Annotated in this window: 26 protein-coding genes and 2 tRNA genes; 10 read left to right on the top strand and 18 right to left on the bottom strand. The window is 31.5% G+C overall.

Going from position 1 to position 26,552, the window contains the following annotated elements; translation table 11 throughout:
- Positions 1-28: 28 nt before the first annotated feature.
- A complete protein-coding gene (locus ACFSSE_RS05890; RefSeq protein WP_379041126.1) occupies positions 29-1,012 on the bottom strand; it encodes a hypothetical protein in 984 nt (327 codons plus the stop codon).
- A 106-nt stretch (positions 1,013-1,118) separates the two neighbouring features.
- On the opposite strand from ACFSSE_RS05890, the gene ACFSSE_RS05895 reads away from it, so the two are divergent.
- Entirely contained in the window at positions 1,119-1,694 is a 576-nt protein-coding gene (locus ACFSSE_RS05895; RefSeq protein WP_379041124.1) for a thymidine kinase, read from the top strand.
- Positions 1,695-1,708: 14 nt separating this feature from the next.
- Here ACFSSE_RS05895 and ACFSSE_RS05900 read toward each other — a convergent pair whose 3' ends face one another.
- Entirely contained in the window at positions 1,709-4,516 is a 2,808-nt protein-coding gene (locus ACFSSE_RS05900) for a S8 family serine peptidase (RefSeq protein WP_379041122.1), read from the bottom strand.
- Between the two features lie 170 nt (positions 4,517-4,686).
- The gene (locus ACFSSE_RS05905; protein WP_379041120.1) at positions 4,687-5,217 is read right to left on the bottom strand and encodes a helix-turn-helix domain-containing protein; all 531 of its coding nucleotides are present in this window, start codon (positions 5,215-5,217) and stop codon (positions 4,687-4,689) included.
- 478 nt (positions 5,218-5,695) lie between these two features.
- Here ACFSSE_RS05905 and ACFSSE_RS05910 point away from each other — a divergent pair, with 478 nt between their 5' ends.
- Positions 5,696-6,415 (top strand): RluA family pseudouridine synthase, encoded by a 720-nt coding sequence (locus tag ACFSSE_RS05910; protein ID WP_379041118.1) that lies wholly within the window; start codon positions 5,696-5,698, stop codon positions 6,413-6,415.
- A gap of 73 nt (positions 6,416-6,488) precedes the next feature.
- On the opposite strand, the gene ACFSSE_RS05915 is transcribed toward ACFSSE_RS05910, so the two are convergent.
- From ACFSSE_RS05915 to ACFSSE_RS05940, 6 genes are all read right to left on the bottom strand, one after another.
- A complete protein-coding gene (locus ACFSSE_RS05915; protein WP_379041116.1) occupies positions 6,489-7,139 on the bottom strand; it encodes a DedA family protein in 651 nt (216 codons plus the stop codon).
- Positions 7,140-7,210: 71 nt separating this feature from the next.
- Positions 7,211-7,930 carry a DUF4397 domain-containing protein gene (locus tag ACFSSE_RS05920; RefSeq protein ID WP_379041114.1) on the bottom strand — a complete coding sequence of 240 codons (720 nt, stop codon included), beginning with the start codon at positions 7,928-7,930 and terminating at the stop codon, positions 7,211-7,213.
- 74 nt (positions 7,931-8,004) lie between these two features.
- Positions 8,005-9,129 carry a DNA polymerase III subunit beta gene (gene dnaN, locus ACFSSE_RS05925; protein WP_379041112.1) on the bottom strand — a complete coding sequence of 375 codons (1,125 nt, stop codon included), beginning with the start codon at positions 9,127-9,129 and terminating at the stop codon, positions 8,005-8,007.
- Between the two features lie 51 nt (positions 9,130-9,180).
- Positions 9,181-10,875: a gliding motility-associated ABC transporter substrate-binding protein GldG gene (gene gldG / locus ACFSSE_RS05930; protein WP_379041110.1), complete on the bottom strand. Its 1,695-nt coding sequence runs from the start codon at positions 10,873-10,875 to the stop codon at positions 9,181-9,183.
- On the bottom strand, positions 10,869-11,597 hold the full coding sequence (gene gldF / locus ACFSSE_RS05935; protein WP_379041108.1) for a gliding motility-associated ABC transporter permease subunit GldF: 729 nt from the start codon (positions 11,595-11,597) through the stop codon (positions 10,869-10,871). The genes gldG and gldF overlap by 7 nt, the downstream gene beginning before the upstream one ends.
- Before the next feature lie 42 nt (positions 11,598-11,639).
- Positions 11,640-12,353 carry an ATP-binding cassette domain-containing protein gene (locus ACFSSE_RS05940; protein ID WP_379041107.1) on the bottom strand — a complete coding sequence of 238 codons (714 nt, stop codon included), beginning with the start codon at positions 12,351-12,353 and terminating at the stop codon, positions 11,640-11,642.
- Positions 12,354-12,630: 277 nt separating this feature from the next.
- Between ACFSSE_RS05940 and ACFSSE_RS05945 the strand changes: the two genes are divergently transcribed.
- Both ACFSSE_RS05945 and ACFSSE_RS05950 read left to right on the top strand, forming a co-directional pair.
- Complete coding sequence (locus ACFSSE_RS05945; RefSeq protein ID WP_379041106.1) at positions 12,631-13,776, top strand: hypothetical protein; 1,146 nt, start codon at positions 12,631-12,633, stop codon at positions 13,774-13,776.
- A 39-nt stretch (positions 13,777-13,815) separates the two neighbouring features.
- Positions 13,816-14,784 (top strand): LuxE/PaaK family acyltransferase, encoded by a 969-nt coding sequence (locus ACFSSE_RS05950; RefSeq protein WP_379041104.1) that lies wholly within the window; start codon positions 13,816-13,818, stop codon positions 14,782-14,784.
- A gap of 46 nt (positions 14,785-14,830) precedes the next feature.
- On the opposite strand, the gene ACFSSE_RS05955 is transcribed toward ACFSSE_RS05950, so the two are convergent.
- Genes ACFSSE_RS05955 through tyrS form a run of 4 tightly spaced genes read right to left on the bottom strand, consistent with a single transcriptional unit; the run spans position 14,831 to position 17,584 of the window.
- Positions 14,831-15,301: an SRPBCC family protein gene (locus ACFSSE_RS05955; RefSeq protein ID WP_379041103.1), complete on the bottom strand. Its 471-nt coding sequence runs from the start codon at positions 15,299-15,301 to the stop codon at positions 14,831-14,833.
- 10 nt (positions 15,302-15,311) lie between these two features.
- Positions 15,312-15,761: an RES family NAD+ phosphorylase gene (locus ACFSSE_RS05960; protein ID WP_379041101.1), complete on the bottom strand. Its 450-nt coding sequence runs from the start codon at positions 15,759-15,761 to the stop codon at positions 15,312-15,314.
- Positions 15,762-16,274, bottom strand: coding sequence for a type II RES/Xre toxin-antitoxin system antitoxin (parS, locus tag ACFSSE_RS05965; RefSeq protein WP_379041100.1), 513 nt, complete (start codon positions 16,272-16,274; stop codon positions 15,762-15,764). It abuts the gene before it with no gap.
- Between the two features lie 26 nt (positions 16,275-16,300).
- A complete protein-coding gene (gene tyrS, locus ACFSSE_RS05970; protein ID WP_379041098.1) occupies positions 16,301-17,584 on the bottom strand; it encodes a tyrosine--tRNA ligase in 1,284 nt (427 codons plus the stop codon).
- A gap of 102 nt (positions 17,585-17,686) precedes the next feature.
- Here tyrS and ACFSSE_RS05975 point away from each other — a divergent pair, with 102 nt between their 5' ends.
- Positions 17,687-18,361, top strand: a complete 675-nt coding sequence (locus tag ACFSSE_RS05975; protein WP_379041097.1) for a hypothetical protein — start codon at positions 17,687-17,689, stop codon at positions 18,359-18,361.
- Positions 18,361-19,437: a putative type IX sorting system protein PorV2 gene (locus ACFSSE_RS05980; protein ID WP_379041095.1), complete on the top strand. Its 1,077-nt coding sequence runs from the start codon at positions 18,361-18,363 to the stop codon at positions 19,435-19,437. Before ACFSSE_RS05975 ends, ACFSSE_RS05980 begins: the two co-directional genes overlap by 1 nt.
- Positions 19,438-19,493: 56 nt before the next feature.
- Here the strand turns inward: ACFSSE_RS05980 and ACFSSE_RS05985 are convergent, their stop codons facing one another.
- Positions 19,494-20,960, bottom strand: a complete 1,467-nt coding sequence (locus ACFSSE_RS05985; protein WP_379041093.1) for a L,D-transpeptidase family protein — start codon at positions 20,958-20,960, stop codon at positions 19,494-19,496.
- 173 nt (positions 20,961-21,133) lie between these two features.
- Between ACFSSE_RS05985 and ACFSSE_RS05990 the strand changes: the two genes are divergently transcribed.
- Both ACFSSE_RS05990 and ACFSSE_RS05995 read left to right on the top strand, forming a co-directional pair.
- On the top strand, positions 21,134-21,445 hold the full coding sequence (locus ACFSSE_RS05990; protein ID WP_379041092.1) for an HPF/RaiA family ribosome-associated protein: 312 nt from the start codon (positions 21,134-21,136) through the stop codon (positions 21,443-21,445).
- Positions 21,446-21,592: 147 nt separating this feature from the next.
- Positions 21,593-21,841 (top strand): hypothetical protein, encoded by a 249-nt coding sequence (locus tag ACFSSE_RS05995; RefSeq protein WP_379041091.1) that lies wholly within the window; start codon positions 21,593-21,595, stop codon positions 21,839-21,841.
- Positions 21,842-21,899: 58 nt separating this feature from the next.
- Here the strand turns inward: ACFSSE_RS05995 and ACFSSE_RS06000 are convergent, their stop codons facing one another.
- The 3 genes from ACFSSE_RS06000 to ACFSSE_RS06010 are packed head-to-tail and all read right to left on the bottom strand — an operon-like array spanning position 21,900 to position 23,371.
- Entirely contained in the window at positions 21,900-22,334 is a 435-nt protein-coding gene (locus tag ACFSSE_RS06000; protein ID WP_379041089.1) for a DUF2721 domain-containing protein, read from the bottom strand.
- Positions 22,335-22,802: a hypothetical protein gene (locus ACFSSE_RS06005; protein WP_379041087.1), complete on the bottom strand. Its 468-nt coding sequence runs from the start codon at positions 22,800-22,802 to the stop codon at positions 22,335-22,337. It abuts the gene before it with no gap.
- Between the two features lie 17 nt (positions 22,803-22,819).
- A complete protein-coding gene (locus tag ACFSSE_RS06010; RefSeq protein WP_379041086.1) occupies positions 22,820-23,371 on the bottom strand; it encodes a hypothetical protein in 552 nt (183 codons plus the stop codon).
- A 239-nt stretch (positions 23,372-23,610) separates the two neighbouring features.
- Here ACFSSE_RS06010 and ACFSSE_RS06015 point away from each other — a divergent pair.
- Positions 23,611-23,686 (top strand) — tRNA-Lys (locus ACFSSE_RS06015).
- 53 nt (positions 23,687-23,739) lie between these two features.
- Positions 23,740-23,812: transfer RNA gene (locus tag ACFSSE_RS06020), tRNA-Lys, on the top strand.
- 242 nt (positions 23,813-24,054) lie between these two features.
- Here the strand turns inward: ACFSSE_RS06020 and ACFSSE_RS06025 are convergent.
- The gene (locus ACFSSE_RS06025; RefSeq protein WP_379041085.1) at positions 24,055-26,544 is read right to left on the bottom strand and encodes a sugar-binding domain-containing protein; all 2,490 of its coding nucleotides are present in this window, start codon (positions 26,542-26,544) and stop codon (positions 24,055-24,057) included.
- Positions 26,545-26,552: the final 8 nt, after the last annotated feature.

A 26,552-nucleotide genomic window follows, 5' to 3' on the forward strand; every position in this document is an offset into this window, starting at 1 on the left:
ATAAATAAGCAAGAAGTGTTAAAGAAAATTAAGATAAAAACTTCTTACCTAAATACTCGTAAAACCTATTAACAGTACTTTGTTTACTTTCCCAATCATTTTTAACAGCATAGTTTTTCTGCAAAAAATTATCAGCCGCTTCTTGATTATCAAACCTGTTTAATATTTCAATTGCTTCACTATAAGCTAAATTATAACCGTTAAAAAGTTCCTTAATAAAAACCATTTTATCGTTAATACTAATCGCTGCTTTTAAATCATCAACTTTTTTTGTACTTTGTGTATTTTTAGCTCCTAACCCTGTTTTATTTAATTTTGAAGATAACATCTCATTTAATGTTAAACGCTTAATTTCGTTATCAGCTATTTTAGGAGTTGCTTCATTTTGAATAATTACCTCCGCTTGTTGTATTTTTTCAACAACTGCTGGTTCTGCTGGCTCTGGTTTTATAGCTTCCATCACTGGCTCATCCTTTATCACTAAAAAAGGTTCTGGACCTTTTTCTTCTTCAACAACATCATCTTTTAGCTTTATTTCAACAATCTCAGGAAACTGTGCTGTTTTAAGTGTTGAGAAATCTTTTTCAGATTTTTTTTCTTCTAAAACCTTCAACTCAGCTTCGCTTAAATCTCTATCAAAAACTTCTTCAACTGCTATTCTTTTTTCAAAATCAAAAACCATTTCAGTTGGTTCTTCAAAAGAAAAATTGAATTTTTGTTTTGGTTCTTCTTGTGGTTCTTCAGTTAGTTTTATAACTGTATCTACACTTTTTGTAGCTTCTTCGTGTATTAATTTTGGCGCATTTACAATATCTTCAATACTTTTAATTTCAGGCCTTTCATTCAATTTTTTTAAAATCTCAATATGGTCTATTAAAAAATCTGCATTAGCGGTAAACAATTCTAATTCTAACAAATTGATTTTGCTAGCACTAGTTAAATATTCGTGTTGCTCATTTAGTTCTTGAATGATGTTTCCTATCTTTCTTAGTATCTGCGCCTTATTCATCATGATTTGTAAACGTAAATTTTGTGTATTTATGTTGGTAAATACGCTATCAAAAATAACATATAATTCTGATATTAGCCGAAAGGTTTAACGCAATTTGTGTGAGTTTATGTTTAATGACGATAGATTGAGAAGAAGAAATGAATTTGGTGGAAGTATTGAAGTAATTTGTGGCTCCATGTTCTCTGGTAAAACAGAAGAATTAATTAGAAGGTTAAGAAGGGCTCAAATTGCAAAATTGCAAGTCGAAATTTTTAAACCTAAAACCGACACCCGATATGATGAAAACGCCGTTGTTTCTCACGATTTAAACTCTATTAATTCCACTCCTGTTGATCATTCATCTTCTATTTTATTGTATGGAAGCAATACACAAATTGTAGGTATTGATGAGGCCCAGTTTTTTGACGATGAATTGCCAGATGTTTGTGTGAAATTGGCAAATAAAGGAGTTAGGGTAATTATTGCCGGTTTAGATATGGATTTTGAAGGTAAACCATTTGGACCTATTCCTTCTTTATTAGCTATTGCAGAGGATGTTACTAAAGTACATGCTGTTTGCGTAAGATGTGGTGGCCCTGCCCTATTTAGCTACAGATTGGTCGAAAATAAAAATCAATTTTTATTAGGCGAGAAAGAAAATTACGAACCAAGGTGCCGAGTATGTTATAATAATAACGATTGATAAAACACCAACTATTATTCTACAACTATCATTTTCTTTATTTGTTCTTTATCATTTAAAGTACACCTGTAAAAGTAAATTCCAGTTTTCATATTGCTTAAATCCATAGAGTAAGTATAAATTCCTTTCTTTAAATCGTCTTCAAAAACCGTTTTAACTCTTTTACCCAAATTATCAAAAATCTCTAAAGTTGTTAAACCATCTTCTGGTAAATTAATGTTTACATTGGTTTGCTTTTTTGCAGGGTTTGGATAATTTTGAGAAATGCTAAAGCCACTTTCTAAAACTATCTTTTGTTCTATATATTTAGTTTGGGCAGCTAAAGCAGATTGAGTAATATCATCCAAATTATCGCCAGCAATAATTGCGAAGGCTATTTTTATAGATTTATTAGGCAAAATATTATATGGCCCATTTCCAACTACACACATCACATCCAAACCAGTTTCGCCTCCTAATGATGTAGCTTTTATACCGCTTGTTAATGTTTGATATTTTTCTGCAACAGTAAAACTACCATCGTAAAGTAAATCTGTAGCTACTTGGTAAGACATCGGATAAAACAATGGATTAGCATTATTAGAAAGCAATTTAACCCCAACATAAGGTGTTAAAGGTGTTGTTGCGTAAACATAACTTAATTTATTGTTTTCATCATACTTTAAAATATTACGCGAACTCTCATCAACATCCCAATCTGTAAACAATCCAACATAAACATTATTTAAAGCTGTCTTATTGTTGTTTATCACTTCATATTCAACAATTACATATTTATCGTCTGGTTTAGTTTTAAAAGCAATTTGTTTATTAATTACGCTTAAACCAATAGGTTTTGTACTTAAAGTATCATTAAATTGGGCTACGCCTTCGTAAGCTGCTAAAGTATTCTGAATTCTAGCTACGCCTTTTATCTTTTTAAAATCGTTATCTGTACCACCATTATTTGAACGTACATTATTAGAAACCTGAGTATTTGAAACACCTATCATTAGAGAACCCTCATAAAGCGTTGAAAAATCTTTATAAAGCACACCCAAACCATTGTGAGCATTTGCTGAACTATAACCTACCCTACCATTACTAGTAATTGTAGTATATAATTGATTTACAGTAATATTTTGATAATCAAGATTTACATTACTTGTAAAAAATTCACTTGCGTTGTAATTTACAGAAGTATTGCTATAACCTAGTTTGAATAAAATAGTTGTGTTTTCTGGTGTATTAGGGTTTACAAAAATTTTAAATGGACCTAAAATTTTTGTTTCAAGTGTAGAGAAATTTCCAGTGTTTTTTACTCCAGAAATAATTTTAACATTAGGATTATTGGTGGTTAAAGTTACTTCAATATTATTTGTGGTCATTAAAACATTTTTCAAATCGAAATAATAATTTAATGTATCGCCAGCTGCTAAGGCACCATTTGAAGCATCTTCAATACTAATTTTTTGATACCTAATAGCTGGGCTTTGGGTAGCTTGTAAAGCTTTAAAAACATTCAATCGGCCGCTACCTATTTTATTATTAAAATTTGCATTTTCCGGAATATTGCTATAAATATCATCTGTACTTAGCCTTAATATTTCGCCAACCTGAAAACCAGTTAAAGCTGGATTTTTTGCCAAAACCAATGCTGCTGCACTGGCAACAATTGGGGTAGCCATAGATGTACCACTTTTATAACCATATTGGTTGTTATTTAATGTACTGTAGATACCAGAACCGGGCGCTGCAATTGCTACATGATATCCATAACTTGAACTTACCGACTTAACATCGTTGCTTTGTAAATTTGCTACAGCAAAAGCACCCGAATATGCAGCAGGATAGAAAAGTTCATCGGTTCCTTTATTGCCTGCTGCAACTACTACTAAACAGCCTTTACTAACTGCATAATTTATAACGTCTTGACCATAAGCACCACCTCCAGGGCCACCCCAAGAACAATTGATGATTTTTGCACCATGGTTTGCTGCATAAACTATTCCTTCGTAGCCTTTATATATAGAACTCGAACTATTATCAGCTCCAGTTTTTAATATCATTAATTTTGCATTTTGGGCTATACTTGCAATACCAATATTATTATTTGTAACTGCAGAAGCTAAACCACTAACATGCACTCCATGGTCTAAAGAATCTGCTGGAATATCAGGATTATTATCTTCTATAATTTTTTCAGCTGTAGCACCAACAAAATCCCATCCCATATAGTTATCAATATATCCGTCGCCATCATCATCAATACCATTTATGGGATCGTTTAAATTATAATGTATGTTATTGGCTAAATCTTCATGTTGTAAATCCGAACCTGAATCTACAATGGCTATTACAACCTCATTAGCATTGGGCTGAATGTTCCAAGCTTCTAATGCTTTTACTTGTTGCAAATAATTTTGTCTTCCTATCGCAAAACCAGTATCGTTAGGGTCTGCAAAAGTATGATAAACAAAACTTGGCTCTGCATATTCTATATTCGAATTTTTTAAAATTTCGCTAATTACATTTTCAATGTGCAAATCACTTTCAAAATCCACCTCATAAATTCTATTTAAACCAACAATGTCAATACTTTGCTGGTCTGTTAATGTGCTAGTTTGTTTAAAAACAGACATAGCAGAGGTGATTATTATTGCTTTATTAGAAGAGAGTAATTGCTGATTTATTTGTTTATAGTCTGCCTCTATAGGATTTTTTTTGAATTTTATAATGAGTTTGTTTTTTTGATAATCTTTACTTGTAACTCCATTTGGTAACTTATATAATCCGGCAGTTTTAACATCATCTAGCAAAACGAAAGATTGCAAGGATAGCATTAATAGAAAACTTAAGAACACAAAAACTCTAATCATTCACAAAGCATATAAACATTTAAATTTAACAAATTTTTATATTATTGGTAGAATAAAAATTTTGGGAGTTTATTAAGGCTTAAAAAGCTAACGGTTTCAGCTAATTTTAATATAATTTCATTTCAAATAATTTGTTATAATTCGTCAATAAACAAGCGCTTATTTAATCCTAATTTTTTAAAATGAGTGGTAGTAAAACCAGTTTCTTTTTTAAACTGCGCCGATAAATGAGCGACACTGCTAAAACCTAATTTGAAAGCAATCTCCTTTAAATTTAATTCATTGTACACTAAAAACTCTTTAACTTTTTCTACTCTGAGTTTGATAAAATAGCGTTCAATTGTTTTTCCTTCTGTATCAGAAAACAAATTACTTAGATAATGATAATCTTTACTCAATTCATTAGATAGCCAAACAGATAGTTTTTCGCTTCTTAAATTTTCGTTTACTTGAAGTAATTCTATAAGTTTGGTTTTTATACTTCCAACTAATCTTTGATCGTGGGTTGTTATTAATTCAAAACCTAAACTCAATAACATTTCTTGTATTTTCAATATAGGAAAACTCCTATTTATATTTACAAAACCTAATTTAACTTCATTAAAATTACAGTTAATAACCTCTAAACCATTTTCTAAAGCCAATATGCATCTTGGGCATACCATATTTTTTATCCCGATCCTAACAAACTCATCACCCATTTTAGCAATTTATAACAAATTTTGAATTTAAGAATTTATAATTTTTTAAAGAAATTTTAGAACAACTAACTTTCCTTTGATTATCAACAAGTTAAATTAAATTAAAAGTTTAAATGCAAACATAGCACTTAGCAAATCCGCAAGATTTAATGTAAATTGATATATATTTAACAAAATTTAACAAGAAGTATTAATTAATTAACAATTACATGACAATTTTGTGACAATACTAAACTCACTTAGTGTTACCTTTACACCAAGTAATTCGAGTTATAACTCATTACTTTATTTAAATGTCCTTTCGTTTAATTTAGGTTTATAATTGGTTAGTTTAAGCTCCATTCTCCCCGTTTGGAGCTTAACTGTTTTATAAGCTTTTTGTAATCAATATTAAATCACATCTTTTAACAAATTTTAAGCTTTTAACTTATCTTTGGCACTTATGAAAATCCCGAAACTACAAGATCTCATTATTTTTGAAGACGAACATATAATTGTGGTAAACAAACCCCCATTTATAGCATCTTTGGATGAAAGAGAGGGTGGCGATGTAAATATATTGAGATTAGCAAAGCAGTACCATGAAGATGCACAGATTTGCCATAGGTTAGATAAAGAAACATCTGGAGCAATGATTATCGCTAAAAACCCAGAAACTTACAGGTTTGTGTCTATGCAATTCGAACATCGCGAAGTAAAGAAAGTTTACCATGCTGTTGTAGATGGCACTCATGTTTTTAATGATGTATTGGTAGATTTACCAATTTTAAATGCAGGAAAAGGGAATGTGATGATTAGTAGAGGTGAAGGTAAAAGAGCCGACACTTATTTTAAATCAATAAAATTCTTTAAGCACTACACTTTAATTGAAGCCAGGCCTGTTACCGGGCGTATGCACCAAATAAGAATTCACTTGGCTACACAAAGGGCATCAATAAGTGGCGATGAAATGTATGATGGTAAACCGGTTTTTTTATCAAAAATTAAAAGAAACTTTAAATTAAGCAAAAATGAGGTTGAACAACCTATTATGAAACGTTTTGCTTTACACTCTAGAGAAGTAACTTTCAAAATTGCAGAAAACGAAACTAGAACTTTTACAGCTGAGTACCCAAAAGACTTTGCTGTTTTAATAAAATTATTAGAGAAAAACGATAGTTAGTATTTTACTATAAAGCCTTTAAACAACAAAAGCCACGATAAATCATGGCTTTTGTTGTTTAAAAAAATAAATTTTAAACCACTTTTTTAGAAAATTTACTTGCAACAGCTGCATAAACAGCAGGTAAAAGAGTTACCACAATTACTACTAAAATAATGGCCGAAAAATTCTTTTTAAAGAACTCAAATCTGCCTAAAAAATAGCCTGCATATAATAACAAGCCAATCCATATTATGCCTCCAACTATATTTAAGAAGTTGAAACGATTTCTATCTAACTTTCCTATACCGGCAACAAAAGGAACAATCGTTCTTAAAACAGGTAAAAACCTTCCTAAAATGATTGCCTTAGTACCATGTTCTAAAAAAAAAGTTTGGGTTTGTTCATAATATTCAATCTTAAGTATTTTATTACCAGGCTTAAATACTCTAACACCAAAATACCTACCTATTTCATAATTAACTGTATTCCCCAATATGGCAGCAATAATTAAAAGTATTGCAAGTAAGTTAACATTCATGCCTGTATCGCCAACAGAAACCAATGCGCCAGCAGCTATTAGCAAAGAGTCTCCGGGCAAAAAAGGAGTTACAACTAAACCTGTTTCTGCAAAAATGATTATGAAAAGAATTAAGTATGTCCAAACTCTATAATCTCTAATAATTTCACTTAAATGAACATCTATGTGAAGGATAAAATCTATTAGTTGTGTTAATATTTCCATTACTATTTTTTTTTGCAAAGCTAAACAATAGCTACAAGTAAAACATCTATTTTAAAACTATTTATTTTCGACTAATTGTCTGTCAGAGATCCTATATTTAAAGCAAAAGTGCCGGTAGTGTTTACTAACCCTTTAGCCCAAAATGTATATACTTTACCGGCCTGCAAATTATAACCATCAAGGTTGGCTAAAGATGCGCTACTTCCTGTTCTTTTTATTCGCAAAAAATAAATGTTTGGCTTTATTCTTATATAATTGGATGCTGAACGGTAATTAATTGAACTAATTACATTAACGCTATCAACTAAAGATGTTTGAAAAACCAAGTTTAGATTTTGGGAATTAGGTGAAACATTAATAAACCTTACAGTAGCAGTTGTGTCTGAACCAAAACTTAAATTATCTGAAGTAGAGACATAAATAAGAGAGTCTTTAGATGCTTTGCCCGCTAAAAATAAGGTGTAATTTGTATTGTTGCTTAAGAAAAGTCGCAAATTAGTATTACTTAATATACTGTTATCTAGTTTGGTATAAACAGAATTTGAACCAGCAGATATATTAATATAGGGACTTGCCTCTCCGTAATTTAAAGCTTGCCCTGTTTTTAAAGTATCATTTATAAAAAAACTAAATTGATTTGCCTCTGGTGATGCATTTATAATTCGAATTTTTGCTTCTCCTGATAATGGATTAACTTCTTCAAGTTTGCAAGAATTAAATGCTATGCTTACAGCAATTAATAAAAGACTGAATAAATACTTAAAAGAAGAATTGGATATTTTCGGAATCATCTATAGCTAATATATTTTAAACAAAAATGGCTTAGCAAATATACTAAGCCATCCTGTTTTTATATTACAATTTTTTAAGCGTGGTTATTCAGCATTACAGGCATTACCAACATTAAAATATCTTCGTTTTTATCTTTAATGGTTGGGAATAATATACCTGCTCTGTTAGGCGTACTCATTTCAATAGTTACTTCTTCTCCAGATAAATTATTTAACATCTCTATTAAAAATTTAGCGTTAAAACCTATTTCCATGTCTTCGCCATCAAACTGGCAACCAATACGCTCATGTGCTTCGTTAGCAAAATCAATATCTTCTGATGATATATTTAACTCGCTGCCGTTAATTTTTAAACGTACTTGGTGTGTAGTTTTGTTAGCAAAAATAACAACCCTTTTTAAACAGTTTAAAAACAAACTTCTTTCAATAGTTAATTTGTTTGGATTGTTTTGAGGAATTACCGCTTCATAATCTGGGTAACGCTCATCAATTAAACGGCAAATTAAATTAATGTTAGCAAATTTAAAGAACGCACTTGTTGAGTTGTACTCAATAGAAACATTAATATCTTCTGATGGGATAGAAGATTTTAATAAGTTTAAAGCTTTACGAGGCAAAATAAATGAAGTTGCAGTATCTGCTTTAGCATCGTTTCTTCTGTATCTCACTAGTTTATGAGCATCTGTTGCTACAAAAGTCACGTTTTGTGGGGATAGTTGGCAAAAAACACCTGTCATTGCTGGTCTCAACTCATCGTTACTAACTGCAAAAATTGTTTTATTAATTGCTTCTGCTAAAACAGATGCTGGCAAGTTTACCGAAGAAGCATCATCTACCGTTGGTATTTTAGGGAAATCTTCTCCATTTTCTCCGCTTAAACGATACTTTCCATCTCCTGCGCTAATCTCAATTGCAAAAGTGTTATCATCAACAGAAAAAGCAATTGGCTGCTCTGCTAATGTTTTCAAAGTATCTAATAATATTTTAGACGGAACAGCAATTTTACCTCCTTCTTTAGATTCTACAGCTAAAGAAGTTGTCATACTTGTTTGTAAATCTGTAGCAGAAATGGTTAAGCTGCCTTCTTTAATTTCGAACAAGAAATTCTCTAAGATTGGCAAAACAGCGCTATTGCTTAATGCTCCACTTACTGCTTGTAAATGTTTTAATAATGTTGACGTAGAAACAATGAATCTCATCTTTATTGTATGTTTATTATTTTGCTATGTTTAAAATCAAAAATATGAATTTTAAGCTGCATACTTGCGCTTACGGTAAATATGTTGAAAAATACCGAAAAGTATTAACATTATTAACGGAATTAAGGTGTTTATAAGCTGCCATTTTAGTTTTTGTGCTACCAATTTTCCTTTATCAAGCAATCTTAATTTAATTTCTTTTGATCGTAACGCTATTAAACCAGAATCATCTGTAAGATAATCAACTGCGTTTAATAAAAAAGTTTTATTACCATAAGTTTGCTGGCTAAATCTATCATATCCAAGCGGAAAAACAGAACCATCTTGTTCACTTATTTGGCTCTTAAAAACATCTCCATCACTAAATACTAACATTTTAGTAAATTTACTTTTATTGATGGTTTGAGTATTAAAACCTACCCCTTCTGGGATAGCTCTATTCATGAAATTAGATTTAAAATTACCTTCTAACAATACGCTTACAGCTTTAGGTTCACTCTGAAAAAGTTTTGGGTCTGGCGTATCTTCAATCATATTTAATGAAACAATAGTTGGCGCAGCTAATTCTCTGTTAAAAGGTGAGGTGGTTAATAATATCGTTTTTTTAAGATTAGCCATCCCAATTGTATCAATTGTATTTAAAAATTCTGTTTTAATACCATCTAAATTTTTAACCATTGGATGCACACTTACCGGCATTATTATAGGATAAAATAACCAAGGTACTAGCTGAATTTGTGCCTGCCCTCCTACTTCGCCAACGTTTACTGGTATTTGTGCACAATTCATATCGCCTACTAAGTCATAATTAATTCTTATACCGTAAGTAAATAATTGGTCGTCTAAATTCAGTTTTTTCTGAAAAGCCAACTGCTCTCCCCTTGCTGCTTTTCTCATGCTATCTAACTCGGCTGTTACTTGGTCAATTGTCCAAATAATTTTACCGCCACGCATTAAAAACTGATCTATTTTATATTTTTCTGCTTCTGAAAAACCTGTTTGTGGTTTTGCAATTACCATAACTCTCAGTTTTTCTAAACCACTTTGGGTAATAGTTTCTAAATTTATACGTCCTGCTTCATAACCGTCTGCCAAAGAAATCATAGCATCTTGCAGTTGCAAATCGCTTAATTCGCCATGTCCTTCTGTAAAACCTACTCTTGGTTTACCGCCAGAAGTTACTTTTTTTATTGCCGAAGAAAAAGCATATTCCAAATTCTGAATAGAGTTATTTAACACCTCTTCTGGTGTTATGCCAATTCTGTTTTGTAATAACTTTACCGCAATTTGTTGGTTTTTAAAATTAACCATTGCCGCGGGGTAAATTACCTTTTGACTTAAACCAGCATCCGTTTTTACACTTAAATTTGTTGGTTCAATTCCTTTGGCGTTTAGTTCTTGATAAATCTCCTCTTGCTCTTGTTGATTTTTACCTTCAACTGGGTTTACAAATTCAAATTGCAAATTATTGCCAGCGTAAGATTTATAATCATTCAATAAATCTTTGGTAGCATTTCTTAATCGCTTAAAACCGGCTGGAAACTCACCTTCTAAAAACACGGTAATTTTAACTGGTTCTTTTAAATCGTTTAAAATTTGAATACTTATTGGCGATATGGTATATCTTTTTTCTTTTGTAAAATCTATACGGGTAAACGCAACTTGCGACAATAAGTTAAACAAAACAATTGCTGCAAAGCCAATTAATAATTGCCCTAAATCTTTATTTCTTTGCCTGTTTACCATTTTCTACCTCCTAAAAATGTTTTAGTTGCCAATAAAAACAACAACATAAAACTTAAGAAATACACTAAATCACGAGAATCTAAAACACCCCTGCTAATTGATTGGTAATGTTCGTTAATACCTAAATTCATTAATATACTATCAAACTTTTGGAGAGATAAAATCTGGCTGGCAGAATCAAACCCGCTAAAAGCAAAAAAACTTAAAAACACTGCAATGGTAAATGCTATAATTTGATTTTTTGTTAAAGATGAGGCAAAAACACCAATAGCAACCATTGATCCGCCTAATAATAATAACCCAATATAAGAGCCTATTACAGCTCCGCTATCAATATTCCCTTTTACAACACCTAATTCATAAACAGAAATATAATATACAATTGTTGGAATTAAAGCAAAAAGCACCAATGTTAACGCTGCAAAAAATTTACCTAAAACAATTTGCCAATCTGTTAAAGGCCTAGTTGCTAAAAGTTCAAAAGTGCCTTCTTTTTTCTCTTCTGCAAAGGTACGCATGGTTATTGCCGGAATTAAAAACATAAATAAATACGGAACGGTATTAAACAAGCTATCTAAACCAGCATAGCCATATTCTAACACACTTGTATCAGGAAAAACCCAAAGAAATAAACTTAAAACCACCAAAAAAACACCAATAGTAATATAGGCAACTAAGGAGCTTAGGTATGCGTAAAGTTCTTTTTTATAAATGGTAAACATGTGTTTTTTTAATTTTTGATTTGGCTTTTATAAAACCTGGTATTAAATATCTTTAGTGAGTTTAACAAAAATTGGCTCTAAACTTTTTTCGCCGTGGGTAGTTAAAAGTCCTTGTAAAGTATCTTTAGCTACAATTTCTCCTTTATTAATTATTACGATTTCGTCGCAAATAGCTTCAACCTCTTGCATAATATGCGTAGATAGAATTACGGTTTTAGTTTTACCTAACTCCTTTATTAAAGCTCTAATTTCTATCAGTTGATTTGGATCTAAGCCCGATGTTGGCTCATCTAAAATTAAAACATTAGGATTATGAATAATTGCTTGCGCTAAGCCAACTCTTTGTTTATAGCCTTTAGATAACTGACCAATTTTTTTATGCTGTTCTTTTTTTAATCCTGTAAGTTCAATTACCTCATTAACTCTAGCTTTTAAATCTCTAAGTTGATAAATTTCGCCAACGAAAAATAAAAATTCTTTCACATACATTTCATGGTAAAGCGGATTACTTTCTGGTAGGTAGCCAATGTTCTTCCTAACCTCTAAAGCGTCTGTTGAAATATCAAAACCACAAACTTTAGCTTCGCCACTTGATTTAGGAATATAACAAGTTAACATCTTCATGGTAGTAGATTTTCCGGCACCATTTGGACCTAAAAAACCCAATATTTTACCTGGTGTTGCTTCAAATGAAATATGATTTACGGCTTTCTGCGTTCCGTAATTTTTACTTAATGCTTTTACACTGATGCTCAAAATAGAAATACAATTATTTTAGAATCAAATCTATAAAAATGAAATCAATATTCATTGTTTGAAATATTTATTTAAATAATGCAAAGAAGATTGCTAATTAAACATGATTAAGTTTATTTAATGTCAAAATATGGTTTTCAAATAAAATATATCAAACCATTACTGTTAATTTAATATTAATTTTTTGTAAATTTAATTTAAACAAATTATTAACAGCCTGAAAATTAAGATTAAACATATTGCCTCAATTATTTTAATTAGCTTATTATTTACATCAATGATAGCTAAAGGGCAAAATATTGCTTTTCAGTTTTATAACAAAACCTTTAATATTGTTGCCGATTCTAGCTTCAATGTTGATTTTAAAGATAAGATTTCTGAAAAATCAATTCATCAGTTTTATAATAAAGTTAATGATTCAAACTACCAAAGTTTAGTAAACACTTTGGTTCAATATAAAAATGAAAACCAATTGAATGATTGGTTTTATTACCAATTGGTTAGAAAAACTGTACAACAAATAAGTCCGAAAGAAGATAATTACGAACGTTACACGCTTTACAAATGGTTTTTATTAGTAAAATCTGGTTATGATACTCGTTTAGCGATAGGTAATGATCATCAATTATTGTTTTATGTTTGGAGCGATGAGGATATAAGCGATATCCCATTTTTCACATCAAACAAAAAACAGTTTGTATGCTTAAACTTTCACGATTTTAAAAATGCAAATTATTTAACGGATAAGGTAGTTCCAATTGGTATTTACATAAAAGAAGCTATAAATTCTTTCTCCTATAAAGTAACCCAAATACCAGATTTAAATCCTGCAGATTATAAAGGCAAACTTTTAACCTTTAATTATCGCGAAAAAGCATATTATTTTAATGTAAAATTGAGTAGCAATTTACAAACGCTTTTTAAAAATTATCCTATAGTTGATTTTGAATCGTACTTTAACATCCCCTTAAGTAAGGAAACATACAGCTCTATTATTCCTTTACTAAAAAAGAACATAAAAGGACTAACACAAAAGAAAGGGGTTGATTACCTGATGCGCTTTACCCGTAACGCTTTTTTATATGAAAATGATAATGATATTTACGGAAAAGAAAAACGCTTATCGCCAGAGCAAACTCTATTTAGCGATTATAGCGATTGTGACGATAGGGCTGCGTTGTTCTTTTACTTGGTAAAAGAAATTTATAATTTACCAATGATTACGCTTTTATACCCTACCCATATTACTATAGCTGTAAAATTTGATAAACCAATTGGGACACCTATAAGTTATAAAGGAGAAAATTATTATGTATGTGAACCCACCCCGCAAAAGAAAGATTTAAAAATTGGGGAAATTTCTCCGAGTCTTAGAAAAGAGACTTTTCAAATTGTTTACCAATACCAACCAAATAAAAATTAATTATTAGGTTAATAAAATGCCTATTTATTACCTTTGGGCATGAATATTTTTAACATCCAAAACGAAAACGAGTTTAACGACGCTTGTTTGGATGCCTTTAAATTACAATCTCAAACCATTCCTGTATATACGGAGTTTATAAACGCATTAAAAATATGTTCAGACGACATAAAGCATTATAGTAACATTCCATTTTTACCGGTTTCTTTATTTAAAACACATTCAATTATAGAAGATAAAGCTTTTGCTGATGTAGTTTTCTCAAGTTCTGGTACAACTGGCGATTTTACAAGCAAACATTATGTGCATGATATTGAAATTTATGAGAAAAGCTATTTAAAAGGTTTTGAGCATTTTTACGGAAAAATAAATGAAGTTTGTATTTTAGCACTTTTACCTAATTATTTAGAAAGAGAAGGTTCGTCTTTAATTTATATGGTTGAAGATTTAATTAAAAAATCTGAACATCAAAATAGTGGTTTTTTCTTATACAATCACCAAAATCTATTTGATATTTTAATTGATTTAAAAACAAAAAAACAACCTACTATTTTAATTGGAGTTACCTATGCTTTGTTAGATTTTATTGAAGCGTATCAATTAAATTTCCCCGAAATGGTGGTGATGGAAACTGGCGGAATGAAAGGTAAACGCAAAGAAATGATTAGGGAAGAATTGCATAAAACACTTAGTGATGGCTTTGGTGTTTCTAAAATACATTCTGAATACGGTATGACTGAACTGCTTTCGCAAGCTTATTCTAAAGGTGATGGAGTTTTTGATTGCCCTCCTTGGATGAAAGTTTTGATAAGAGATACTAACGACCCTTTAACATTATTGAAAAGCCAAAGAGCTGGTGGAATTAACGTAATTGACTTAGCAAATATTCACTCTTGCTCTTTTATTGCAACCCAAGATTTAGGTAAAACATACGATAACGGGAGTTTTGAGGTGCTGGGAAGATTTGACAATAGCGATATTAGAGGCTGTAATTTGATGATTGTTTAGGTAATTGGTATCGGAATTTAATGTATCAGTTCCTTTATACAAAGAATCACAACACCTCTTTCCACTTATCTGTTTCTGCAAATTCTTTAATGATGTTATTTCTTTCCATCAGTAAATTGGTCATATATTTTTGAAGAAATAGTTTATCTGCCATTTTTCCTAAAATACCAAAAGGTGATTGATAGTCGAAAACATCTATCATTAAAGTGATATCATCTTGTTTTGTAAATAAGTGCTGGTGTTTAAAATATTTAAAAGCTCCTTTTTGCATTTCATCTGTAAAGAAATTTGGTCTTTCAAATTCTGTAATTTTTGAGGTTAAATTTTGATAAAATCCAAAATGCTTTGCTCTCCATGTTACAGCTTCATTTAAGCCAATTAGCCCAGAAGTTATTCCTGCAACTGCTTGTTCATTAGTTTTTGAGGTAGATATTTTATGTAAGTCGATACTTCTTGAAAGGTCAAAAACTAATTCAAGTTCAGCTTCAATATGCGTTTCAAGTTTAATTATTGGCATATTGATTCAATTATAATAATCGCTTATCAAAACTAAAATTCAAATTTTCAGTCAATTTTATTTTATTAATGTCTTGGTGCAAAGGGTTTGCAATGTAATTATACTCATGTTGTACCAAAGCTGATGGAACTTTCAATAACAAGAATTGATTATCTTTAAAAAATTGATTTCCAATTAGTTGAACTTGTTTCAAAAAAGGATAATCGTTCCAATTGGTGGGTAAATCTTTTAACAATATTTCTTTAAACGGAACGTCAACTTCAAAATGTGCCATACAAAAATTATCAGGAACTAAATCTGTTGGTAAATGAACTAAAACCTCTAAAACAGCTAAAGACCTTGAACTTCCAAAATATACAGCTGGCACACCTTCAGAATTCCACCTACCACCATAAATACGGGCACCTTCTCCACTGAAATCTTTTGCATACTTAGATTTACCTAATCTAAATAATTCCATTTAAGAAAATATACCATGCTCTATACGCCCCAACTCATTATAAACCATACCAAAACCTACCGATGAATCTAATAAAGAAAATGGACTATTGTTTTTAAAAACATAAGAAGGCGTTTTTATCCATTTTTTAAATTTATCTAAAGAACCAAAAACATTTTCTCCTTTAGCGTACAACCTTGCCAATTCAATTGCTTTTTCAGAATATTCCGTTTTAATAAAAGCATCATCTTCAAAACGCTGAAAAGTACGTTCATTAATATGCATAATACCCGAAAACTCTTGAATAGTTAAAGAAATTTTTTTTATAAAACCCAACATCGCTTTTTTGGGTAAGCCTCTACGGGCGAGCTCTAACAAATCAAAATCAGAAAGAACATTTGATTTTAAATTTAAAGCTGACGCACCACCAAATAATGCTACCATTTGAACGGCGGAATCATATAAACCAGTGGCGTAAACAGCTATAGGTTCTTCTAGGAGTTTTTTATTACTATCAGACATATATACAAACATAAATTATATATGTCTGATTATAAAATTTATTTCACAATAACTAAAAAGTAGTTTTTCTTTCCTTTTTGTACCACTAAAAACTGATTATTAATCATTTGCAATTGATCAACAGTAAAATCTGGACTAGTTAATTTTTCTCTATTAAAAGAAACCCCACCCCCGGTAATCATTTTCTTAGCTTCTCCTTTTGATGGAAATATAGAAGTTTTATCCGCCAACAAAGTCAACACATCATAAGCCATTGCAAACTCATCTTTTGAAACCGTAAACTGAGAAATTCCTTCAAAAACTTGTAATACACTCTCTTCATCCATTGAGTTTAAGAAATCAATAGCACCATTCCCAAATAAAAAATCAGTGGTTTTTAATGCTGTTTCTAAAGCATCGGCGCCATGCACACGTTGTGTTAAGTCTTTCGCCAATGCCTTTTGTAACAAACGTAAATGTGGCGCAACTTGATGTTCTACAACTAAAGCTTCCACTTCTTCCTGATTAAAAAAAGTGAAAATCTTAATATAATTAACCGCATCATCATCAGACGCGTTTAACCAAAACTGGTAAAATTGGTACGGACTGGTTTTCTTAGCATCTAACCAAACATTACCACCTTCTGTTTTACCAAACTTAGTGCCGTCAGATTTTTTAATTAACGGAGAAGTTAATGCAAAAGCTTTTCCTCCGTCTTTTCTTCTAATAAACTCGGTACCTGTAACAATATTCCCCCACTGGTCAGACCCTCCCATTTGCAGCACACAATTATTATGTTTCCATAAATGGTAAAAATCATATCCTTGTATCAATTGGTAAGAAAACTCAGTGAAAGACATCCCAATTTCGCTCTCTAAACGTTTTTTTACAGAATCTTTAGACATCATATAGTTTACCGTAATGTGCTTACCGGCATCCCGTATAAAATCTAAAAAACTATAATTTTTAAACCAATCAAAATTATTTACAATTTGAGCACTGTTTTTACCACAATCAAAATCTAAAAAACGTTCTAATTGGCTTTGTATTCCCTTAAGGTTTTTGTCTAAAATATCCTCAGAAAGTAAGTTTCTCTCTTGAGATTTCCCCGAAGGATCACCAACCATGCCGGTAGCGCCACCAACCAAAGCAAAAGGCTTATGCCCCGCTTGTTGAAACCTCACTAAAGTTAAAATTTGCAATAAACTACCCACATGTAAAGAATCTGCGGTGGGGTCAAATCCAATATAACCGGCCGTCATCCCTTTAGCTAATTCTTCTTCTGTACCGGGCATAATATCATGCAGCAAACCTCGCCAGCGTAATTCTTCAACAAAATTCATGTTCTATTTATTTAAAATTTGTATTATCTTAGAAATCGCAAAGATATAATGATTTTTAAATGCTTTGCATCTAATTAAAGTTCAAATCGCAAAAAACTGTTAATGAATTTTTTATCTCACTATTATTTTGACCGCTCGAATACCAATGCTTATGAAGTTTTAGGAATAGTAATGCCAGATTTGATAAAAAATGTAAACAAAAACTGGAATATCCATCCAGAAAAAAATGAAATCCTTTTCAATAGTAAACCTATACAAAAATCTATTTTGAAAGGTTGGAGAAGGCATTTAGAAGTAGATAAGTTATTTCATAATTCTGATTTTTTTCGAACACACCAACATCAAATTAAAATATTAATTAGAGAAAGTATTGTAGGTTCACCAGTAAAGCCTTTTTTTTTAGGCCATATTAGTTTAGAATTGATATTAGACAGTTTGTTAATAACAGAGGATATTGTTAACCCAAACAAGTTTTACCAATATTTAGATGAAATAAACGTTAACGAAATATCTACTTTTTTAACCCTAAATAAAATTGACAATCAAGAACTGTTTTTAAAGTTTTTTGAAACTTTTAAAAAGGAAAAATACTTGTTTAGCTACGCACTAACAGATAAAATTACTTATGCTTTAAAAAGAATTTGTTTGCGTATTTGGGATCAACCTTTTACACCAGAACAAGAAATTTTATTAACAGAATGCTTAATAAATTACAAAAACAGTTTACGAGAAAATTTTATAATTATATTTGACCAAATTGATGCAGAATTAAATTAATGATTAAACGCCTTTTTATTGTTTGTTTTCTTGGTTTACCAATTGTGTTAAAAGCACAAACAAGAAAATATTCTAACGAATTTTTACAGATAGGTATAGGTTCAAGGGCATTTGGAATGGCTGGCTCTGTTGTAGCATCTACAAATGATGTTACTTCTGGGTATTGGAATCCAGCTGGGTTAATGAATATGAAATCTCAAAGTCAAGCCAGCTTAATGCATTCAGAATATTTTTCTGGTGTTGCTAAATATGATTATGCTGGTTTTTCTACATTTATTGCTGATAATACTGCTGTAATTGCAGCATCTTTAATTCGTTTTGGGGTTGACGATATACCAGACACCTCTGAATTAATAGATGCAGATGGCAACATTAATTACGACCGTGTAAAGTCTTTTTCTGCTGCAGATTATGCTTTTTTGTTTAGTTATGCCAGAAGCAAAAGAAAAAAAGATGAAAATGGTTTAAGCTACGGTGCAAATGTTAAAGTAATACATAGAAAAGTTGGAGAGTACGGAAAATCGTGGGGATTTGGTATTGATATTGGCGCACAATACAGATTAAATAAATTTACTTTTGCAGCAGTTGGTAGAGATATTACCACAACTTTTAATGCCTGGAGTTATAATCCTGACAAGTTTTCTAGCATTTATACTGCTACTGGCAATGATATACCAAATAACTCAACTGAAACTACATTACCTCGTATTGTTTTAGGTTTGGCTTATGATACAAACATTAACGATAAATTTGGAATAACCGCGGAGACAAACATTAATTTAACTACTGATGGAAGAAGAAATGTTCTTGTATCAGCTAACCCTGTTAGTGTTGACCCAACTATTGGGATTGAAGCTAACTTCAAAAAACTTATTTTTTTACGTAGTGGAGTTGGAAATATTCAAAAAACAACTGATTTTAATGGAACACAACAGTTCGTTTTTCAACCTAATTTAGGATTAGGTTTAAAAATAAAAAACTTTTCTATTGATTATGCACTAACCAATATAGGTAACCAAAGTGATGGCCTTTATAGTAATGTTTTTTCGGTAAGATTAGACTTCGATAAAAAATAATTTACCATTTCTTAAAACAAAAAAGGAGTTTGAAATCAAACTCCTTTTTTGTTTTTTTATAAACTAGCCATAAAAGGTTTAAACTTAGGGGATAATAATTTATCGTACCCATAAACATCTTTAGAACTTATTAAATTCCCGTCATCATCTGTCCAAGCGGTATAGTATGATATAAATACAGGTATTTTATCTTTAACCATTACCCATCTTGCGTCAACTTTTTGACCTTTTATTACGGTCTCAGTTTCTTTTAAAATTCTATCTGATTTAGCTTTATCATTTAATAAAAAAGCAGCTAAATCCATAGGTTTTTCAACCCTCACACAACCATGGCTAACCGCCCTCATATCTTGTTTAAACATAGCTTTAGCTGGAGTATCGTGTAAATAAATGGCGTAAGGATTATGGAAAATAAATTTTATTTGCCCTAGAGAGTTATCAGCTCCAGGATTTTGTTTAAAAGAATACTCACTAATGTTAACGTTGCTCCAATCTACGTTAGAAGCTTCTATCAATTCGCCATTCTTATAAGCAACCATATTTTTTGCTTCTAAATAGTATGGGTCTTTTTGTAAAGCACCTAATATCTCTGTACTTGCAATACTTTCTGGTATGTTCCAAACAGGGTTCACCTGCATTCTATCAATCATTCCACTTAAAATTGGAGTTTCATGCCCTCCTACTTTACCAACGCAAACTTTCATCTGCAAATTGGTAGTATTATCTTCTATCAATCTTAATTTATACTCAGGAATATTTACTAAGAGATATTTACCTTTGTATTCTTGAATTGGCCAACGAAGTCTTTCCAATGATAAATAAACTTTTTCTCTGTCTTCTGTAGATAATTTTGCAGTATTTTCAGATTTGTCATCGTTTATTAATAAATTCATTAAACGCTGGTAGTAACCATTTTTTGGCTGTATGCTCTCTAAAAATTTCACTAAATCTATTTGGTCTAAAGCTTGTTTAGCTTCAATAATAGCAGGCCGCTTTACACTTACATAGTATCTACTTAAGACTGTTTTGGGATTAACAGCACCGTATTTTAAAATACCTGCATAATTAATTAAACCATCTGCACTATATAGTTCAAGTTGTGCTAACAGCGGATAACTATCTTCAACTTTTTTAAACTTTTTGGTTTTAACTTGGTTTAGTAAATCAGTTATTTTATCTGCATGAAAGTAATCAGGATTTAAACCATGAAACCTTGAATTTAATAGGCTTTCTTGTAATTTATCTAAACCACCATTAATTAAAAAACCTCCTAATAATGTTAAGCCTTTATCTTCCTCCTTATAAATTTTACTAATCCAAATAGGGTCATGTAGTTGAGGTTTTATTTTTTTAAATTCTGCCTTAAAAACCTCGTTGTAAGCTGTTGTATCAAAATCTTTGTACTTTTTGCTTTTAAAAGCCTTGGCTAAGTCTCTACCAAACTCCTCATGTCTGCCCTTATTACAGGACACAATTATAAAAGAAGATAAAATAAAAAATGTAAGTATGTGTTTAAAATTCATGTTATAATATTTTATTGCTACTTAACCAATATTGATGCCTAATTTTTGAGTATCAGCGTAATGAATATATCATATTTATGATTTCTTTAGTTATTGAAATATTTTTTAATAAATTAGAAGAGTACAATTTAAATAGGTACACATTTTGAGATAATAGCACTAAACTTATTATTATGATTATTCAAGTAAATACAGACAACCACATTGAGGGTACAGAATTGTTAAACAATTACGTTACAACTTTATTTAACGAAAAACTACAACGTTTTGACAGCCATTTAACTCGTATTGAAGTACACTTAAGTGATGAAAATGCTGGTAAATCTGGTGCAGACGATAAAAGATGTAATATTGAAGCAAGATTGGAAGGTATTGATCCTATTTTTGCAAGTGCGCTTTCTGATGATATATCTAAGGCAATACATGATTGTTTATTGAAAATTAAACGTGGTATTGAGCACCATTTAGATAAAGTTAAAAACTAGATCATAAATATTTGATAAAGAGGGGATTTGAGAAAATCTCCTCTTTTGTTTAAACCCTTTTCACAACACCTACATATCAGCATACTAACAATTGTTAATAAAAAGCTAAATGTTAATATAAATTACTAAATATATTCGCTTCATATTATGCCAATATTACTACGTATTAACCACCAAAAAAGAGACGTTATTTTTCAGGTTTTAACCGAAAAACCATCTACCCAAGCACAACTAGAAGTTTTTTTAGGTGGTAAAACGTATTTTTTTGAAAAGCAGATGAATAATTGGGAATTGAGTAAAAATCAAGATGTAGAAATAAACGATACTGCTCTTTTTGAGGCAATTGCTAAAGCTTTAGCTTTACGTTTTAGAATAAGTACCTCTGTACATGTATAGTTAATTTATTATAAAATCTTAAAGAATTAGGTCTGCTACATCAGTCTCAAGGCAATAATTATTTCCCAATATATTTTTTAATTGACCTTTCAGCAATATCAATTTCTTTTTTTAAACTAAACAATTCCATTTTAAGCGCATTTGCAGATAGTTGTATCTCTATAAAAGATAAATATAAGGAGACCATTAAAAGTAAAAGGCTAGAACCGAAAACATATTGTGCTAATGAAATTTGCTGGTAGTACATTAAAAACATACAAAGCACACAAAAGAAGAAGCTAATTATACCACAAGCTTGCATATTTCTAATCAAATAAATTCTTTTTCTTAGGTTAGCCATTTGCGCTAATAGGTTATCATCTTTATTTTGCAAATATTGCGTTTTCATAGTTCGCACCAAACTTGCTAATGCTAAAAAACGATTGGTATAAGCTAACAGTAATAAAGAAATTGCCGAAAAAAGCAATGCTGGGGTGGTTAAAGTAAACTCCATTTAATACACATTTAAAATATTAACCTGTTTTTTATTGATTTCAATTTGCTCGTTATTTGATTTACCCATTAACAGTTGTGCTATTGGTGCTGCTTCTGAAATAACAAAACAAGAGAATTCTTTCAACTTTAACTCCCCAAAACTTGCCGCTATTAAAAAATTACCAATGCTAGTTTCCACTAAACTACCCTTGGTTATATGAGATGATTGTTGAACCGTTTTCGAACTTTTCAACATAAATAGTTGCTGCTTATTAATACTTATTTGTTGTTCTAACCTGTTAATCTCTTGTTGCATCATTTCTCTACTTGTTTCGTATTTATCGCCCATGCTGCTTTTAGAATCATTTGCAATACCTAATCTTAATTGCACTACATCAGTTTGTAATTCTTCAACCTTGGTATTTAATACTATATCACATTTTTCAAACACTTGTTGTTTTATGCTTAACCAGTCTGTTTCAATCATTGTTTAATTTTATGTTTTTATTTTGAATTGATGCGTTTTAATAATCTTTTAGACCTTGATTTTAAAGCAGGCGAATTTGTAACTAACTTTTTTTCCAAAATCACTTTTAATTCTTCTAACACCCAATTTTCTTTTTTGCTGAAATCAAAAACCAAATCGAGTGCATTACATTGTACTGCCAAAGGAGTTTTTGGGTCTAATAACCAATCAAACGTTGCTGTCAAAGATTTTTCTAATAAGTCTGCATTAAAATTTTGTTCATTAAGTCTATTAGTTTTATACAACATCATCATTATTTTGGTAAAATGCCTTTTAACACTTAAATTTTTTATTTGCGGATAAGCGTTTAAAAATTGAGGAACAACTTCTTCAAAGACATTTACTGTAGAATCGGCAACATTTTCTAAAACCCACGATGCTCTAAATGCAATTTGTTGGTGCTGATACAAGCATAATGAAAACAAATCGTTTATGCTAATTTCTCTGTTTAAGGTTAAAGCAGTCAATTTTTTTACATCCTCTAAATTTATTTTTTTACTGAATTTGTTGGCTAAAGTTTCAACATCCATTAGTGTAATTTTTTTTATGAATTTGAAAACAAAACATATATATTTCTGTTATAAATTTAAAGATTTTCTATCCGCAAATCAATAAGTTAAATGAAACGGATTAAAGATTAAATTATTTGCATTGATATTAAGTAGGTTAGCAAAGTATAATAAAAAAAAACATGAAATCATTTGCACACATTACTATTAACGCTATCTTTGCACAACTTTAGAAAATCGATATGATTAATTAAAGTAATGATTCCTTAGCTCAGCTGGTAGAGCATTACACTTTTAATGTAGTGGTCCTGGGTTCGAATCCCAGAGGGATCACCAGTATTTTACAGAGCATCTGCAAGAGATGCTTTTTTTATCATCTTATTTAAACTGATTCCTTAGCTCAGCTGGTAGAGCATTACACTTTTAATGTAGTGGTCCTGGGTTCGAATCCCAGAGGGATCACAATAGATGATGATTAAATACAACGAAAAAGCCACCCAAAAGGTGGCTTTTTTTGTTTAAAAGAAATTGAAAACTTTTAGAAAGGTTTTTTAAAATGAATAACCAATTGATACCTTACCAGAATCGTTTTTTAAATTATTGCCCGTACTCAAAACACGGATCAAGCGTAAAATCCTGCTCAAGTTGTTTATCAATAAACAGACCTCTCCGCCATTTCAATATTTATAAATTCACAAAATATATCAAAGCAATTTTATCTTTATACTAGCTTGGTTTAACCATGGTGCGGTAAAACGTACATCTATTTCTTCGCCTGGTTTTCCATTAGTCTGTATATAAACAATCATTTTACCATGATAAACACGTAGTTTATGATCTCTATAGTCGGCCATATCTGAATTATTTCCTGCTTCCATACCCAGTAAACGAGCATTTCCAACAATCTCACAGGTAACTTCATCGTCTGCCAAAACTACAGGAATGCCATCTTCGTCAACGATTTGAAGCTCTAACTGTGCCACACCATCTTTAGCCTTTAGCTGTAATTCATCACCTTGTGCTATTTTAATAGCCTGTTGTCTTTTGCTAGACTGTATATGGTGGCGAACTATTTCTTTCCCGTCTTTATTCATCCCCACAACTTCAAGTTTGCCTGCCGCGTATGGTATATCCCAGTAAATGATGCCATTTTTTTGATCATAAGGTTTAGTTTGACCTACAATTTCACCATTAAGCTCTAGTCTTGCTGTTTCTGCATTTGTATAACAAACTATCCTAATCAGCTGACCATTTCTATAGTTCCAAATTGGCCATGCATCCATAGAAGGTGCACTTTCTTTTTGCTGGCCTTGTTCTGCTTCTAAAACAGACCATACATCTGTTGCAACAGCCCCTGTTGTAAGTGGGTAGCTTCCCAAATAAGCGATAGGTTTATCTAACCAAAGCGATTGACGGAAATAGCCACGTGGTTTAATAAACCCTGCAAAATCTAAAAGTCCCGAATAAAAGCCACGTGATGGCCAACGTCCTGATTCGCCCAGGTAGTCTATGCCCGTCCACAGAAATTGTCCAAAAATATGTTCATTTTCACTTACTGCTTTCCATGCACTAAAGTCATGGCGGTTTTCACTACCGAAAATAACACGTTTTGGGTATTTTTTATGATCCTGCTGATAGCGGCTTTCTGTATAGTTATATCCTGCAATATCTAAAGCGTCTGGATATTCGGTTTCATTAGACATGGCAACACCAGCCAAACCAGCAGTTACTGGCCTACTTGTATCGTATTTTCTAACTACAGCAGCTAATTTTTTGGCAATATCGCCTAAGCGCTCAGCATTAGGAGCATCCTTTTTATATCCTCCAAATATAGGCTGGGTAAAGCCACCTTCTTTGCTGCCTGCAAGTACCGGATGCGAATATGGATCGTTAGGATAATCAACTTCATTACCGATGCTCCATGCGAATATTGAAATATGATTGCGATCTCTTTTAACCATGTCTGCAAGATCTCTTTCGCCCCATTCCTTAAAAAAATCGTATGATCCCTGGAAACCTGGAGTTCCCACATTCCACCCCTCAATCCATTTACGTTTGGCAAATTCCCATTCATCAAATGCTTCATTCATTACCAAAATACCCAATTCATCACATAGTTCATATAAAGAAGTAGCTTGAGGGTTATGGCTTGTTCTGATGGCATTAACTCCAAGAGATTTTAACGTCAACAATCTACGACGCCACACTTCTGGATACATCTCTGCTCCCAAAACTCCTGAATCATGATGCAGGCAGACTCCTTTAACTTTCATCTGCTTTCCATTAAGTGAAAAACCGCTATCTGCATTAAAGCTAATACTTCTGAAACCTGTTGTTACGGTAGATTGATCGATGATTTTTTTGTCTTCATATACAGTGGTACGCAGTAGGTAAAGGTTAGGGCGATCCACACTCCATAACTTTGGATTGTTTACAGTAAGGTCTGTTCTGATTTGATTCTTAGCGCCTGATGGGATGTTAAGCTGATTACTTTTTTTTGCTACCACCACACCTTCTTTATCCATAAGTTCTTGAATTATGGAAAGCTTGGCATTCTTCGGTAAATCATTTTTTAGCTCGGTTTGCACATGGAGCACTCCTGTATTGCCTTTTAATTCTGGATAAGCGTATACACCCCATTGCTCTAAGTGAATTGGATTAGCTTTTACCAACCACACATCTCGGTAAATTCCAGAGCCAGTATACCAGCGAGAGTCGGCATCCTGGGTATGGTCTACCCTAACTACAATCTGATTTTCTTCCCCAAACTTAACAAAAGGTGTAATCTCGTAACTAAAAGAAATATAGCCATTAGGTCGTTTGCCCAAAGATTGCCCATTAACGAAAACCTCACTACGGTTGTATATCCCCTCAAAATAGAGGTATATTTTTTTTCCTTGATCATTATTTGGTATCATTAATTTTTTTTGATACCAGCCCAAGCCACCAGGAAGATAACCCGATGCACTCGCCAATGAAGGGCTCAAAGGCTGTTTAACGCTCCAATCATGAGGTAATTGAACCCGCCTCCAAGATCTGTCATTATCTTTAAAGGATATTTTTTCATCAATGGCACCTAAATGGAAACGCCAATTATCATTTATCTTTTCAGCCAAGCCAAATCCTGGCTGACTAAAAAGATTAAAACTGTTCAACAAATTCAGCGCAAGTACAAGTATAGTGTATTTCGTCAATCGCAACA

The sequence above is a fragment of the Pedobacter alpinus genome (assembly GCF_042684645.1).
GTDB classification, from domain to species: Bacteria; Bacteroidota; Bacteroidia; order Sphingobacteriales; family Sphingobacteriaceae; genus Pseudopedobacter; species Pseudopedobacter alpinus.

Excerpts from the sequence above, each read along its gene's own strand:
- ACFSSE_RS05990 (WP_379041092.1), top strand. The coding sequence starts at position 21,134 with ATGATTATTCAAGTAAATACAGACAACCACATTGAGGGTACAGAATTG.
- parS (WP_379041100.1), bottom strand. The coding sequence starts at position 16,274 with ATGTTTGTATATATGTCTGATAGTAATAAAAAACTCCTAGAAGAACCT.
- ACFSSE_RS05995 (WP_379041091.1), top strand. The coding sequence starts at position 21,593 with ATGCCAATATTACTACGTATTAACCACCAAAAAAGAGACGTTATTTTT.
- ACFSSE_RS05955 (WP_379041103.1), bottom strand. The coding sequence starts at position 15,301 with ATGCCAATAATTAAACTTGAAACGCATATTGAAGCTGAACTTGAATTA.
- tyrS (WP_379041098.1), bottom strand. The coding sequence starts at position 17,584 with ATGAATTTTGTTGAAGAATTACGCTGGCGAGGTTTGCTGCATGATATT.
- ACFSSE_RS05905 (WP_379041120.1), bottom strand. The coding sequence starts at position 5,217 with ATGGTATGCCCAAGATGCATATTGGCTTTAGAAAATGGTTTAGAGGTT.
- ACFSSE_RS06005 (WP_379041087.1), bottom strand. The coding sequence starts at position 22,802 with ATGATTGAAACAGACTGGTTAAGCATAAAACAACAAGTGTTTGAAAAA.
- ACFSSE_RS05895 (WP_379041124.1), top strand. The coding sequence starts at position 1,119 with ATGTTTAATGACGATAGATTGAGAAGAAGAAATGAATTTGGTGGAAGT.
- gldG (WP_379041110.1), bottom strand. The coding sequence starts at position 10,875 with ATGGTAAACAGGCAAAGAAATAAAGATTTAGGGCAATTATTAATTGGC.
- ACFSSE_RS05950 (WP_379041104.1), top strand. The coding sequence starts at position 13,816 with ATGAATATTTTTAACATCCAAAACGAAAACGAGTTTAACGACGCTTGT.
- ACFSSE_RS05985 (WP_379041093.1), bottom strand. The coding sequence starts at position 20,960 with ATGAATTTTAAACACATACTTACATTTTTTATTTTATCTTCTTTTATA.
- ACFSSE_RS05900 (WP_379041122.1), bottom strand. The coding sequence starts at position 4,516 with ATGCTATCCTTGCAATCTTTCGTTTTGCTAGATGATGTTAAAACTGCC.
- ACFSSE_RS06000 (WP_379041089.1), bottom strand. The coding sequence starts at position 22,334 with ATGGAGTTTACTTTAACCACCCCAGCATTGCTTTTTTCGGCAATTTCT.
- ACFSSE_RS05945 (WP_379041106.1), top strand. The coding sequence starts at position 12,631 with ATGATAGCTAAAGGGCAAAATATTGCTTTTCAGTTTTATAACAAAACC.
- gldF (WP_379041108.1), bottom strand. The coding sequence starts at position 11,597 with ATGTTTACCATTTATAAAAAAGAACTTTACGCATACCTAAGCTCCTTA.
- ACFSSE_RS06010 (WP_379041086.1), bottom strand. The coding sequence starts at position 23,371 with ATGGATGTTGAAACTTTAGCCAACAAATTCAGTAAAAAAATAAATTTA.
- ACFSSE_RS05915 (WP_379041116.1), bottom strand. The coding sequence starts at position 7,139 with ATGGAAATATTAACACAACTAATAGATTTTATCCTTCACATAGATGTT.
- ACFSSE_RS05910 (WP_379041118.1), top strand. The coding sequence starts at position 5,696 with ATGAAAATCCCGAAACTACAAGATCTCATTATTTTTGAAGACGAACAT.
- dnaN (WP_379041112.1), bottom strand. The coding sequence starts at position 9,129 with ATGAGATTCATTGTTTCTACGTCAACATTATTAAAACATTTACAAGCA.
- ACFSSE_RS05960 (WP_379041101.1), bottom strand. The coding sequence starts at position 15,761 with ATGGAATTATTTAGATTAGGTAAATCTAAGTATGCAAAAGATTTCAGT.
- ACFSSE_RS05920 (WP_379041114.1), bottom strand. The coding sequence starts at position 7,930 with ATGATTCCGAAAATATCCAATTCTTCTTTTAAGTATTTATTCAGTCTT.
- ACFSSE_RS05980 (WP_379041095.1), top strand. The coding sequence starts at position 18,361 with ATGATTAAACGCCTTTTTATTGTTTGTTTTCTTGGTTTACCAATTGTG.
- ACFSSE_RS05890 (WP_379041126.1), bottom strand. The coding sequence starts at position 1,012 with ATGATGAATAAGGCGCAGATACTAAGAAAGATAGGAAACATCATTCAA.
- ACFSSE_RS05975 (WP_379041097.1), top strand. The coding sequence starts at position 17,687 with ATGAATTTTTTATCTCACTATTATTTTGACCGCTCGAATACCAATGCT.